A 12,581-nucleotide genomic window follows, 5' to 3' on the forward strand; every position below is an offset into this window, starting at 1 on the left:
ACCACCACACAAATAAGGAGTTATGCGCTATTGCTACAGGTAGTGAATGTAAGCACGAAGCACACTTTTCGGCTATAGATACTCACCACGATTGTATCTTTCTACAACTTCATCAGTTCTTTGCTCCTTCTTTCTTTACTTATCATTTATGGGAGCAAAGCGTTTCAACTATTTTCTTCTTTATTGAAAAAGACATTCCGCAAAATGTCTTTACTATCTTTTCAAGAGGACCGCCTGTTAATTTGTCAATGAGTCAATTTGCCAATTAGCAAATTGAGAAATCAATTAATTTTCAAATTAAATTCTTATGCAAAAGATATTATCTCTTCTGCTGCTGTTGTGTGCGTTTTCAACTTTTGGACAAGGACGCTTACAACTGCAAGTAGAAGATACTCAACAATTGCCGTTGGCAGGAGCGGTGGTGCACTTTATGGGCAAACACTACCTAACGGACTCTGACGGCAAAGTAGCTATTGAGAAAACGCCTAAAGGGTCTTATCCTATCAAAATCACTTATCTCGGTTATCACGATTACGAAGCAACGCTTACGCTGCCTATCGCCCAACCTTACAAGGTAGTAATGAAAGAGACTGTTAATCAGTTAGATGCGGTAACAGTGGTAGGACATAATACTTCTGTGATAGAATGTAGGTTGCCTTATAGGATTCAGGTTATCAAGCAAGATGGTTTTCTAAAGCATTCAGGAGAGGAACTGTCTAAAATACTTACCCAAGTAGCAGGTGTTTCGATGATACAAACGGGGGGTACTATTGCCAAGCCTGTGATTCACGGTTTGCACGGCAATCGTATTTTGATACTCAACAACGAGGTACGCCAAGAGGGACAACAATGGGGGGCTGACCACGCTCCTGAAATAGACCCTATGGTGGCTGACCAGATAAGCGTAGTGAAAGGAGCTGAGGCTGTTCGCTATGGTTCGGATGCACTGGGTGGGGTAATACTCATCAGCCCAAACAAACTGCCTTATGGCGATGGACTGCACGGTAAGTTATTGCCCTCATTTGCTTCAAACGGTAGAAAGACTGCCCTAACGGCAAGTGTAGAGGGGTCTGTACCCAAGCTACATTCGTGGGCATGGCGGATGCAAGGTACCCTAAAACGTTCGGGCGACATCAGTACGGCTAACTATCTGCTGAACAACACCGCAGCCCGTGAGGCGAACTTTTCGGTAGCAACAGGCGTACAGAAAAACAAAGGTACTGCTGAAGTGTTTTACAGCCGTTATGAGAATGAGAGCAGTGTATTCTACGGGTCGCATATAGGGAATTTAGACGACCTATTAGGCAGGTTTGAAATCGGCAGACCGCTGACTACCTATCCGTTTTCGTACTCTATCAATGCTCCTAAGCAAAAGGTAGTACATCACCTACTGAAAGCCAAAGCGTTTTACCTCCTGCCTTTAGGCAGTAAACTGACGGCACAATACGCTTTTCAGAAAGATATACGCCAAGAGTTTAGTTTGCGTAGGATGGATAGGACGCGCATCCCAGCCCTGAATATGGAGCTCACCACTCACATCCTTGATGTAGATTGGGAACACTCTTATCGCTACCGTTGGGGGACGATGATAGGGGGTAGCTTTAGCAAGCAGGACAACTACAACCAACCTGGTACGGGGGTAGTGCCTGTAATCCCTAACTTTGCTTCGCTTAGTTACGGCGTTTTTGGGATACAACGTTACTCTTATATGAATTGGCAAGCCCAAGCAGGGCTTAGGTATGACTACAAATACCTAAACGCCGATGGCTACGATATGTACTCACAACGCTACGGAGGAGAACACCAATTTCACAACCTGACCTACAGTGTAGGAGCCTCGCACCACCTCTCTAGTTGGATAGATGTGGGCAGCTATATAGGTTTGGCGTGGCGTGCCCCTCACGTAAACGAGCTGTACAGCAGTGGCTTGCACCACGGAGCAGGTACCTATGATTTAGGCGATGAGACACTGCAATCGGAAACAGGACTTAAGTGGCTCACCAGCTTTAGTTTTAACAACCGCAAGATACGAGTGAATATAGATATGTACCTACAATGGATACAAAACTATATTTACGACTACCCTACGGGGGAAACGCGTACCTTGTTTTCGGGGGTGTACCCTATCTTTCAGTATGCCCAAGCTGATGCTTTCTTTAGAGGCGTAGACCTTGATGCAAAACTACCTTTGCTGAAGTGGCATAGCCTAAGCGACCAAGAGTTGAACTATGAACTGAAGGGCTCTGTAGTTTTTGCTAATGAGATGCAGACTAAGCGATATTTCCCCTTTATACCCGCTCCGCGCATAAATCAGCAGTTAAAATGGAACGTAGAGCGCAATAGAGGGTTGGTAAGAAACTTTGCTGTGGGTATAGGGCACACCTTTGTAGCCCAACAAACCCGCTTTGAACCTGCCCAAGAGTTAGTGCCTACTACCCCTGATGCTTATCACCTTTTTGAGGCTAATATAGAAACAAAGCTGAAGATAGGAGGACAACAAACTTTAGGAATAAGGCTTTCTGCCGAAAACCTTTTGAACACAGAATACAAGGAATACACCAATCGGTTTAGGTATTACGCCCACGATTTGGGTAGGAATGTATTCGTGAGATTGATTTATAATTTTTAAAAGACATCAAAAAAAATGAAAAAAATATCATATTATTTAAAAGCTATCAGTATGATAATTTTAGTGTGTTTTGCCGTAAGTGGCTGTAGTAAGGACGATAGTAAACCAAAACCACCTACTGACGAGACTAAAGATAGAGGACACGATATGCCCGACAAGGTACAGTTTATCATCACCGATAAAGGCACTAAAGCAGTGCAAGAGCGTACCGCTAACAAGTCGCCTAAGGGAATAGTGTACGACATCAATAACCCTATACAATGGCAAGTAGGGCACGAGTACCTGTTCGAGATAGTGTATTACAACAACGGAGTGCGTATGAACCACGAGTTTGTAACTGCTGAAATGGCACCTATCCACCAACACTTCTTTCAGTTATTTCAAGGAAATTACCCTGAAAATAAAGAAGGAAGAGATGCGATGGTAACCACTATGAACAAGGTAGTAAGTTATGAATATCAGGATACTGACCCTGAGAATAGCACTTACGGCACACAAGGGGTGAAGTTGCGCCTGCGCACTTGGGACAAAAAGCACCCAGAACTACGCGACCCTGTGGGACTAAAAGGTTTTTTCCACATTAAAGACGAAGCTACTGTCGGCAATTATACCTTGCGAATTAAGTTAGCACACTTTCTCACTGCTAACAAGCTCAACCCACAAACCCAAGAAGAGCGCCCTTATAACGTAGTGGAATACTCTAATGCGTTTCAATTAGATTCGGATATGACACTACCCATAGAAATTAAACAATAACCTTTTTAACATTAAAAAAACGATGAAAAATATATATAATTTTTTTAAATACACTTTCCTTTTAGTAGTGATGGCTACTGCTTTTAGCGCTTGTAGCAAAGATGATAATAAAGTAACCCCTCTTACTACTCAAACTTCTACTACTACCGTTACCACAACTTCTACCACCACAGTTACTACTGAAGAGTTTATGGCTAAGTGGAGCCAACTTGAAGTGCGATTTACCAAAGGGCATTCTCACGGCTATTTCCACGGTAACCCCGACTATCCCGTGAAATACCTCAAAACAGTACAACATTTCTATTTTGAGAACAAAAATGGCGTTATTACCCCCGCAAGCAACAATCCTACCGCTATCCGTTGGGAAGGAAGTAATGATGAAGCTGGAGTATCACTCTCTGGAATAGAACTTATCTTCTATGATAAAGAAGGCAAACGTATAAACTCACTCTTGACTACTGGTCAGGCTCCTAATCACTATCAATTCTTCTTTATCGCCGATAATTTCACAGCAGTAGCTAGTAATACTACAGTGCCTACCCAAGCTGAAGCCTTGCGCTACAAATACCGCGATACCAATCCTGAAGAGTTGTATATCAAAGGAGGGGCAGGTATAGACAATAACCCCAATGCCCCCAAAGGTGTGCTCCGTAAAGAGCAAATAGGCTTAAAAGGCTTTTTTGAAATCAAAAGAGCTTATGTAAATTTCGATTTGCAAATTGTGTTAGGCTATTTCGCTACCAAACCCGCTGGATTAACTTATAGTACCCTTCCGGCTAATAAAGTTATGGAAGTGAAAATCCCTATTCATATCTATACAGATATCATAGCAGAAGATGAACAAATAGAAGATGCAATGCGCGAATTTGGCGCGACCAAAGCCGAAATCGAAAAAGACCGAAACGATATTCTCTCTTCAACCCTCAATCCTGAAAGTAGTGGTACCTTTTTGTAAAGAGGAGAGACAAAATACAAAGGACAAAAGAAGAACTTTGCCAGAGGTTATACCTTTGGCAAAGTTTTTTCTTTTTAAATTTTGGTGGTTCAAATAATTGTTGTATCTTAGCCGAAAATTTTTAAATACATCAACAAACTTAAAAAAACAAAATAACAATGGGAAAAGGATTTTTTAAAGTACCTAAGGCTGTAAATGAGCCCGTAAAGAGTTATGCACCAGGCAGCCCTGAGCGCGAAGCGGTGCTCAAAGCCTACAAAGAATTATGGAACACCTGTGTAGATGCTCCGCTATACATTGGCAGTGAGGAAGTACGCACTGGCAACACGAGCGAGATGCACCCCCCACACGACCACAAGCACTGCTTGGGCGTTTACCACAACGCTAGCAAAGCAGAGGTAGAAAAAGCGATAGCTGTAGCCCTTGAAGCTCGTAAGAAATGGGCTGCCCTTGCGTGGGAAGAACGCGCCGCTATCTTCTTGAAAGCTGCTGACCTTATTGCAGGGCCTTATCGCGCTAAAATGAACGCTGCCACAATGATTGCACAATCTAAAACTGTACACCAAGCTGAAATAGATTCTGCTTGCGAGTTGATAGACTTTTTGCGTTTCAACGTGGAATTTATGGCTAATATCTACAACGATCAGCCTAACTCGTCAGAAGGGGTATGGAACCGCGTAGAATATCGCCCATTAGAGGGATTTGTATATGCCGTTACTCCATTTAACTTCACCGCTATCTCGGGCAACCTACCTGCAAGTGCTGCCCTAATGGGTAACGTAGTAATATGGAAACCAAGTGCTTCGCAAGTATTTTCGGCTAATATGATAGTAGAAGTATTTAAGAAAGCAGGTTTGCCAGATGGGGTTATTAATGTACTGCACGGTGATGCAGCGATGATTACTGATGCGCTACTGGCTAGTCCGCATTTTGCTGGTATCCACTTTACAGGTTCTACCAATGTTTTCCAAGATATTTGGAAGAAAATAGGCAACAACATTCATAACTACAGAACTTATCCTAAGATAGTAGGTGAAACAGGCGGTAAAGACTTTATCCTTGCCCACCCAAGTGCTTGTGCAAAGCAAGTAGCTACAGCTATCACTCGTGGCGCATTTGAGTACCAAGGACAAAAATGTAGTGCTGCCTCTCGTGTATACTTACCTAAATCAAAGGCTGAGGAAACATTGGAATTGGTGAAAAAAGACGTATTGTCTTTCAAAATGGGTTCTCCTGAAAACTTAGAGAACTTTATCACAGCTGTTATTCACGAAAATTCTTTTGACAAATTGGCTAAATACATAGACGAAGCGAAGAAAGATAAAGATGCCGAAATATTCGTAGGCGGTGGTTACGACAAGAGCAAAGGGTATTTTATAGAACCTACCGTAATTGTTACCACTAATCCGCATTACACCACTATGGAAACTGAGCTTTTTGGGCCTGTGGTAACCGTGTATGTATACGAAGATGCTAAGTGGGAAGAAACGCTAAAATTAGTAGATGAAACCTCGGCTTACGCCCTTACAGGAGCGGTATTTGCTACTTGCCGTTACGCGATAGACGAAGCGGTGAAAGCCCTTGAAAATGCGGCAGGTAACTTCTACGTAAACGATAAACCTACGGGAGCTGTAGTAGGACAACAACCTTTTGGTGGCGCACGTGCCTCAGGTACTAACGACAAGGCTGGTTCGGCACAGAACTTATTGCGCTGGGTATCACCTCGCCTTATCAAAGAAACTTTCGTACCACCAGTGGATTATCGTTATCCTTTCTTGGGGTAATAAAGGAATAGTAAAGCTGTCCAAAAAAGTTTTTTTCACCTTAAAACATTAATACAAATTAGATTTTCATAACTCTATGATTATTAACATCCCCCCTCCCCCTTCGAAGGGGGAGATGTGATGGTCAGCATACACGAAAAACTTTTTGGACAGTCTATTTTCAAAGTAAAAAATTAGCAAAATAGAATAACAAAATCAATCAAATTAAACATTAAAAATGGAATGGCTTTGGAACTTGATGGCCGACCACGAGAGTGTGGCTTACACTGTGATAGTGTATAGTGTGGTCATCGCGATAGGAGTTGCTTTAGGAAAGGTTAAATTTTTTGGCATCTCATTTGGTATTGCTTGGGTACTTTTCGCAGGCATTGCTATGGCTGAAATGGGTTTTACGGTAAACACTCATATTCAGCACTTTATTAAAGAATTTGGGCTTATACTCTTTGTCTATACCATTGGACTACAGGTAGGGCCAGGATTCTTTTCTGCCTTTAAGAAAGAAGGCATCAAGCTCAATCTGTTGGCAGTAATATCAATAGCTACCTGTGTGGCTACAGTGATTGCCATTCACTACCTTACAAATACCGATATGAGTACCTTAGTAGGGATAATGTCTGGAGCCGTAACTAATACGCCTGGCTTGGGAGCTGCCAATGCTGCGTTGGCTGAGAAGTTTGGCGAAGATGCCCCCTCGCTTACTACTATGTATGCAGTAGCTTATCCGTTTGGGGTATTTGGTATTATCATTGTGATGTTGGGCTTAAGAGGTATCTTCAAAGTAAATATTGAAGCTGAAAAACGATTAAACTCACTACGGCATTCTAAAGACCAAGTAGTTATCAACCGCTTTGCTATCAAAGTATCCAATCCATCTTTATTTGGCAAAAAACTAAGCGTTATTAAGAAGACGCTCGATTTTGATTTTACCATTTCGCGTATGTGCCGAAAAGGTGAAATACTCTTAGCTGATGCTGACACCCTAATAGAAGAAGGCGATGTGGTATTAGTAGTAGCTAACCAGAGAGAGAATGAAAAGTTCTTTACGCTAATGGGCGATAGTGTAGCTATCACTGATTATTTCCCTGATGAGAAAGATATGCGCTACACCTCGCGCCGTATCAATGTAACACAACGTGCTATTTTCACCAAAACTTTAGGAGAATTGGATGTGCGCAGACGCTTTGGGGTGACTATAACCCGCGTATTTCGTGCGGGAGTGGAGTTCGTACCTTCTGCCCACACTAAGTTGCAATTTGGTGATACTATCACCGTAATAGGCGATGAAACCCACATACAATTAGTGAGTAAAGAATTTGGTAACTCTAAACGCCGCCTACAGACCCCACATATAGCAGAGCTCTTTATGGGTATTACTCTTGGGGTATTATTAGGCAGTATCCCCTTCTCAATACCAGGTATACCAGGTGCTGTACGCTTAGGTTTGGCGGGAGGCCCTCTTATTGTTGCTATACTTATCAGTAGATATGGTGGTAAATTCTCAGTGACCCACTACGTATCGCAAAGTGCCAACCTAATGGTGCGCGAGATAGGTATTGTGCTATTCCTTGCTAGTGTAGGTTTAGATGCTAAAGCTAAATTTATAGAAACTTTGTTGCACGGCGATGGACTTTACTGGATGGGCTTAGGTGTACTTATCACTCTAATACCATTATTAGTAACTTCGCTTATTGCACGTATAAAAGGCAAATTAGACTATTTGGAAATCTGTGGATTGCTTTCAGGAGCTTCTACTGACCCCCCAGCATTGGCTTTTGCTAATGATATGTCGAACTCTGAAATACCTGCCCTTACCTACGCAAGCGTATACCCTCTTACTACTTTCTTGCGAATAATGGTAGCACAATTATTGATTGTATTTTTTGTGTGATGTTAGAAAAAATGCTTACTTTTGCACCCTCAAAAAAACAGAATACTATGTTTGGAAATATGATGGATATGATGGGTAAGCTCCAAGAGATTAAACAAAAAACTGACGAAGCTAAAGAGCAACTCAGCAATGTACTCTTGGAAGAATCTACCGCTGATGGGAGCGTAAAAGTAACCATCACTGCTAACAGAGAAATTAAATCAATTAGCATAAGCGATACGCTTTTGGAAGACAAAGAAGCCTTAGAAGACTTTTTGATACTTACGCTAAACAAGGCTATAGCCAAAGCTACAGAAAAGAACGAAGCCACACTGGCAGCTGTAGCCAAACAAGGGCTTCCGTTTAACTTTTAAAACACAAAACAAATGGGTAAAATAATTGCTATTGCAAACCAAAAAGGAGGGGTAGGAAAAACTACTACCTCAGTAAACTTAGCAGCCTCATTGGGGGTGTTAGAGAAAAAAGTATTGCTTATTGACGCTGACCCTCAGGCGAATGCTACCTCGGGTTTAGGCATCAATGTAGATTCGATAGAACACGGTACCTACGAACTACTTGAGCATACTATGGACGCTAAAGATATGATTATACATACTAGCTCGCCTAACCTTGATTTGATAGCTGCCCACATCAACTTGGTAGCCATTGAAATAGAGTTAGTAGACAAACAAGAGCGCGAGTATATGCTTAAAAAAGCCTTAGCGCCCATACGCGACCAATATGACTATATACTAATAGACTGCGCTCCGTCATTAGGGCTCATCACCCTAAATGCCCTGACTGCTGCTAACTCGGTAATCGTACCTATACAGTGCGAATACTTTGCTTTGGAAGGGTTGGGCAAGCTATTGAACACTATCAAAAGTGTACAAAAGTCGTTTAACCCTAATTTAGACATTGAAGGGTTGCTACTGACTATGTATGATGCACGCTTGCGCCTATCAAACCAAGTGGTAGAAGAAGTGCAAAAACACTTTAGCAATATGGTGTTTAAAACTATCATACAACGCAATGTGCGCCTAAGTGAAGCCCCCAGCTTTGGTGAGACTATCATCAACTATGATGCTACTAGCAAAGGGGCAACTAACCACATCAACTTAGCTCAAGAAATCATAGATAAAAACAAGACAGCCTAATGACGAAACCTGCTAAAAAACAATCCTTAGGAAGAGGAATATCTGCTATTTTCGGCAACAGTCCTGAAGCTACGATTAGCTCTATCAACGACAAGAATGCTGATAAGATAGTAGGAAATATTATAGAATTAGAGCTCGACCTGATTGAGACAAACCCTTTCCAACCACGTACCTCTTTCAACGAAGAAGAGTTGCAAGGGCTCGCTTCGTCTATAGAGGAATTGGGGGTAGTACAGCCTATCACCGTTCGCAAATTAGAAGAAGGGAACAAATATCAACTTATTTCGGGTGAACGCCGTTTTCGCGCCTCTAAATTGGCAGGACTTAAAACAATACCCGCCTACATCAGAATAGCCGATGACAACGACTCGCTGACAATGGCATTGGTAGAGAATATACAGCGTCAGGATTTAGACCCTATAGAGATAGCCCTTTCGTACCAACAGCTGATAGAGCAAGTAAACCTAACCCAAGACCAAATGAGTAAGCGTGTAGGGAAAAAACGCTCTACCATCACCAACTATCTGCGACTACTGAAGTTAGCGCCTATTGTGCAAACAGGTATACGCGATGGTTTTATAAGTATGGGGCACGGACGCGCTATTATACCAATAGAAAACCCTGAACAACAGGCTGAAGTATATGAGCGCATCATAGCAGATAATCTTTCGGTACGCGACACCGAAGAATTAGTACGCCGCATTCAAAACCCTGAAACTACTGAAGTAGCCAGTGTAAGTCTGCCCAAAAACAGTAGCAAAACTGAAGTGCCTTCTTATATAAAGGAGCACATCAGTACTTTCAACCACTTCTTTGGTACAAAAGTTGCCGTAAAAATGAGTAAAGACGGGAAGGGTAGCCTAACAATACCTTTTAACTCTGAAGAAGATTTTAAGCGCATACAAAGATTATTAGACAAAAAAGATGAATAAAGCTGTTATTTTGATAATGGTTCTCCTATTAGGAGGGCGTATGGCGTATGCACAAAAGGAGGAGGTTGCGACAATACCTTCAGACTCGATGCAGGTAGCCGTTATGCAAAACAACCTAAACAAAATAACGTGGAATACAGACCCGCTATCACCTGCTAAAGCTGCCTTTTACTCGGCTGTAATACCTGGATTGGGGCAGATATACAACAAGAGCTATTGGAAAGTGCCCTTAGTGTATGCCGCTATTGGTACACCTATCTATTTCTATATACGAAATTCTAAAGAGTACGACCGCTACTTAACTGCCTACAAACGACGACAGCAAGGGTATACTGATGACGAGTTTTACCTTGATGGACAACCGCTTCTGAGCACCGATGGGCTACGCCGTGGCATACAGTTTTACAGGCGTAACAAAGAACTTTCGATACTTATAGGGATAGGTATGTATGCCCTAAACGTGATAGAGGCAAACGTTGATGCCCACTTGAAACAATTTAACGTAGATGAACGGCTTTCTTTAGAGCCCTACATACAGACCGACTACCTCACTCAACCGCAATTTGGAGTAACACTCACCTATAAATCAAAAAAATGAATACACAAAACTTATTGGCTACCTTGCGCAACATAGTAGGCGCAAAGTACGTAATGACCGACCCTGCACAAACCGAAAGATTTCGTACTGGTTACCGCTTTGGGACGGGAAACGCCATAGCAGTAGTACGTCCGGCAACCTTGTGGGAACAGTGGCAAGTATTAGAAGCCTGTGTGGCTGCTGATGTAATCGTCATCTCGCAAGCTGCTAATACCGGCATCACAGGTGGGTCTAACCCTTTTGGGAATGACTACGACCGCGATGTAGTGATTATCAACACTATGCGCAATGACAATGTACAACTAATATTAAACGCTGAGCAAGCCGTATGTTTGCCAGGTTCGACCCTAAACCACCTTGAAGCAGAACTTAAGCCCTACGGACGCGAACCACACTCGGTGATAGGTTCGTCTTGCATAGGAGCCTCAGTAATTGGAGGGGTGTGCAACAACTCAGGAGGTTCGTTAGTACAACGAGGCCCCGCTTATACTGAAATGTCCCTATTTGCCCAGCTAAACGCTGAAGGTAAGTTAGAGCTTATAAACCACTTGGGTATTGACTTGGGCGAAACCCCAAAAGAGATACTGACCAATCTGCAAGAAGGAAAATACCAGACTAAAGACATTAAGAATACTGGCAAAAAAGGACACGACCACCACTATTGCGACCACGTTCGCCAGATAAATGCCGATACACCAGCACGTTTTAACGCTGACCCTGCTCGCCTATATGAAGCTTCAGGAAGCGCCGGTAGGTTAGCTATCTTTGCCGTACGTGTAGATACTTTCGCTGCTGAAAAAAATACAGCTGTATTCTATATAGGTACTAATGACACAGCTGTACTTACCAAGCTACGCCGAGATATGTTGGGTTCGTTTGAACAAATACCTATCTCAGGAGAGTATATACACCGCACGGCTTTTGATATAGCAGCTAAATATGGAAAAGATACTTTCTGGTATATCAAAAATGTAGGTACAGAATACTTACCGCGTCTTTTTGCTATGAAAGCATGGGGTGACCGTGTAGCTAAAAAACTGCCTTTTATGCCTAACCACTTCAGCGAGAAGTTTTTGCAAGCAACTTCTAAGCTGATGCCTAAACACTTGCCCCAAATACTATGGGACTACCGCAATCAGTACGAGCATCACCTTATATTGAAAATGGGAGGTAAAGGAGTAGAAGAAGCTCGCGAATATCTAAAAAAAGAGTTTGCTGACAGCAGTAAAGGGGCTTATATAGAGTGTGATGCTAAATTAGCTCAAGCCGCTATGTTATTGCGCTTTGCAGTAGCTTCAGCCGCTATACGCTATCGCTCAGTACACGAAAAAGAGGTGGAAGATATTGTTGCTTTAGACATCGCTTTGCGTCGGAATGACGAAGATTGGTTTGAGAAACTACCGCCCGAAATTGATAACAAAATCTTGCACAAGTTATACTACGGACACTTTATGTGCCACGTATTTCACCAAGACTACGTAATCAAGAAAGGGTATAACTGCGAAGAGATAGAAGAAGAGATGCTCAAACTATTAGACAAGCGCGGTGCTCAATATCCTGCTGAACACAATGTAGGACACCTCTATCACGCTAACGATGACCTTAAGAACTTTTACAATAGTCTTGACCCTACCAACACCTTTAACCCAGGTATAGGTAAAACATCGAAGAAGAAAGATTGGAAATAAGTATATTATCTTAAAACATTTTATCATACTATATTAGGCTGCTCATTTGTATTGAGCAGCCTTTTTACAGAAGTTTTTAACATTCTTTGGCATACTTTTTGCTGGGCAAATTAGTTAGAACCAAATTATCAACACATCAAATGTTAATGAAAAGAATCTTATTTATAGCCATGTTAGGTGGTATAGGTTTTACCACTGTACAATGTACTAAAACT

The 12,581-nt window shown here is 42.1% G+C and carries 11 protein-coding genes; all 11 read left to right on the forward strand.

Annotation, left to right across the window (positions count from 1 at the left end; genetic code table 11):
- Window positions 1–269, forward strand: a 269-nt coding sequence (locus tag HMPREF9074_RS12440; protein WP_034540554.1) for a hypothetical protein, incomplete at its 5' end; no start/stop codon positions are given.
- A gap of 38 nt (window positions 270–307) precedes the next feature.
- Window positions 308–2,629 (forward strand): TonB-dependent receptor, encoded by a 2,322-nt coding sequence (locus HMPREF9074_RS09955; RefSeq protein ID WP_009391257.1) that lies wholly within the window; start codon window positions 308–310, stop codon window positions 2,627–2,629.
- A 15-nt stretch (window positions 2,630–2,644) separates the two neighbouring features.
- A complete protein-coding gene (locus tag HMPREF9074_RS09960; protein WP_009391251.1) occupies window positions 2,645–3,385 on the forward strand; it encodes a hypothetical protein in 741 nt (246 codons plus the stop codon).
- Window positions 3,386–3,407: 22 nt separating this feature from the next.
- Window positions 3,408–4,340 carry a hypothetical protein gene (locus HMPREF9074_RS09965; protein ID WP_009391249.1) on the forward strand — a complete coding sequence of 311 codons (933 nt, stop codon included), beginning with the start codon at window positions 3,408–3,410 and terminating at the stop codon, window positions 4,338–4,340.
- A 158-nt stretch (window positions 4,341–4,498) separates the two neighbouring features.
- On the forward strand, window positions 4,499–6,124 hold the full coding sequence (pruA, locus tag HMPREF9074_RS09970; protein WP_009391247.1) for an L-glutamate gamma-semialdehyde dehydrogenase: 1,626 nt from the start codon (window positions 4,499–4,501) through the stop codon (window positions 6,122–6,124).
- A 217-nt stretch (window positions 6,125–6,341) separates the two neighbouring features.
- Window positions 6,342–8,012, forward strand: coding sequence for a putative transporter (locus HMPREF9074_RS09975; protein WP_009391245.1), 1,671 nt, complete (start codon window positions 6,342–6,344; stop codon window positions 8,010–8,012).
- A 47-nt stretch (window positions 8,013–8,059) separates the two neighbouring features.
- Window positions 8,060–8,365: a YbaB/EbfC family nucleoid-associated protein gene (locus HMPREF9074_RS09980; protein ID WP_034540558.1), complete on the forward strand. Its 306-nt coding sequence runs from the start codon at window positions 8,060–8,062 to the stop codon at window positions 8,363–8,365.
- A 12-nt stretch (window positions 8,366–8,377) separates the two neighbouring features.
- The gene (locus HMPREF9074_RS09985; RefSeq protein ID WP_009391241.1) at window positions 8,378–9,148 is read left to right on the forward strand and encodes a ParA family protein; all 771 of its coding nucleotides are present in this window, start codon (window positions 8,378–8,380) and stop codon (window positions 9,146–9,148) included.
- Complete coding sequence (locus tag HMPREF9074_RS09990; protein WP_009391240.1) at window positions 9,148–10,080, forward strand: ParB/RepB/Spo0J family partition protein; 933 nt, start codon at window positions 9,148–9,150, stop codon at window positions 10,078–10,080. Before HMPREF9074_RS09985 ends, HMPREF9074_RS09990 begins: the two co-directional genes overlap by 1 nt.
- Window positions 10,073–10,678, forward strand: coding sequence for a DUF5683 domain-containing protein (locus HMPREF9074_RS09995; protein WP_009391239.1), 606 nt, complete (start codon window positions 10,073–10,075; stop codon window positions 10,676–10,678). The genes HMPREF9074_RS09990 and HMPREF9074_RS09995 overlap by 8 nt, the downstream gene beginning before the upstream one ends.
- Window positions 10,675–12,366 carry a D-lactate dehydrogenase gene (gene dld / locus HMPREF9074_RS10000; protein ID WP_009391238.1) on the forward strand — a complete coding sequence of 564 codons (1,692 nt, stop codon included), beginning with the start codon at window positions 10,675–10,677 and terminating at the stop codon, window positions 12,364–12,366. The genes HMPREF9074_RS09995 and dld overlap by 4 nt, the downstream gene beginning before the upstream one ends.
- The last annotated feature ends 215 nt before the right edge of the window (window positions 12,367–12,581 follow it).

It is taken from the genome of Capnocytophaga sp. oral taxon 329 str. F0087 (assembly GCF_000213295.2).
Taxonomy (GTDB): Bacteria; Bacteroidota; Bacteroidia; order Flavobacteriales; family Flavobacteriaceae; genus Capnocytophaga; species Capnocytophaga leadbetteri_A.

Coding starts and splice junctions, on each gene's coding strand:
- HMPREF9074_RS09955 (WP_009391257.1), top strand. CDS start 308: ATGCAAAAGATATTATCTCTTCTGCTGCTGTTGTGTGCGTTTTCAACT.
- HMPREF9074_RS09960 (WP_009391251.1), top strand. CDS start 2,645: ATGAAAAAAATATCATATTATTTAAAAGCTATCAGTATGATAATTTTA.
- HMPREF9074_RS09965 (WP_009391249.1), top strand. CDS start 3,408: ATGAAAAATATATATAATTTTTTTAAATACACTTTCCTTTTAGTAGTG.
- pruA (WP_009391247.1), top strand. CDS start 4,499: ATGGGAAAAGGATTTTTTAAAGTACCTAAGGCTGTAAATGAGCCCGTA.
- HMPREF9074_RS09975 (WP_009391245.1), top strand. CDS start 6,342: ATGGAATGGCTTTGGAACTTGATGGCCGACCACGAGAGTGTGGCTTAC.
- HMPREF9074_RS09980 (WP_034540558.1), top strand. CDS start 8,060: ATGTTTGGAAATATGATGGATATGATGGGTAAGCTCCAAGAGATTAAA.
- HMPREF9074_RS09985 (WP_009391241.1), top strand. CDS start 8,378: ATGGGTAAAATAATTGCTATTGCAAACCAAAAAGGAGGGGTAGGAAAA.
- HMPREF9074_RS09990 (WP_009391240.1), top strand. CDS start 9,148: ATGACGAAACCTGCTAAAAAACAATCCTTAGGAAGAGGAATATCTGCT.
- HMPREF9074_RS09995 (WP_009391239.1), top strand. CDS start 10,073: ATGAATAAAGCTGTTATTTTGATAATGGTTCTCCTATTAGGAGGGCGT.
- dld (WP_009391238.1), top strand. CDS start 10,675: ATGAATACACAAAACTTATTGGCTACCTTGCGCAACATAGTAGGCGCA.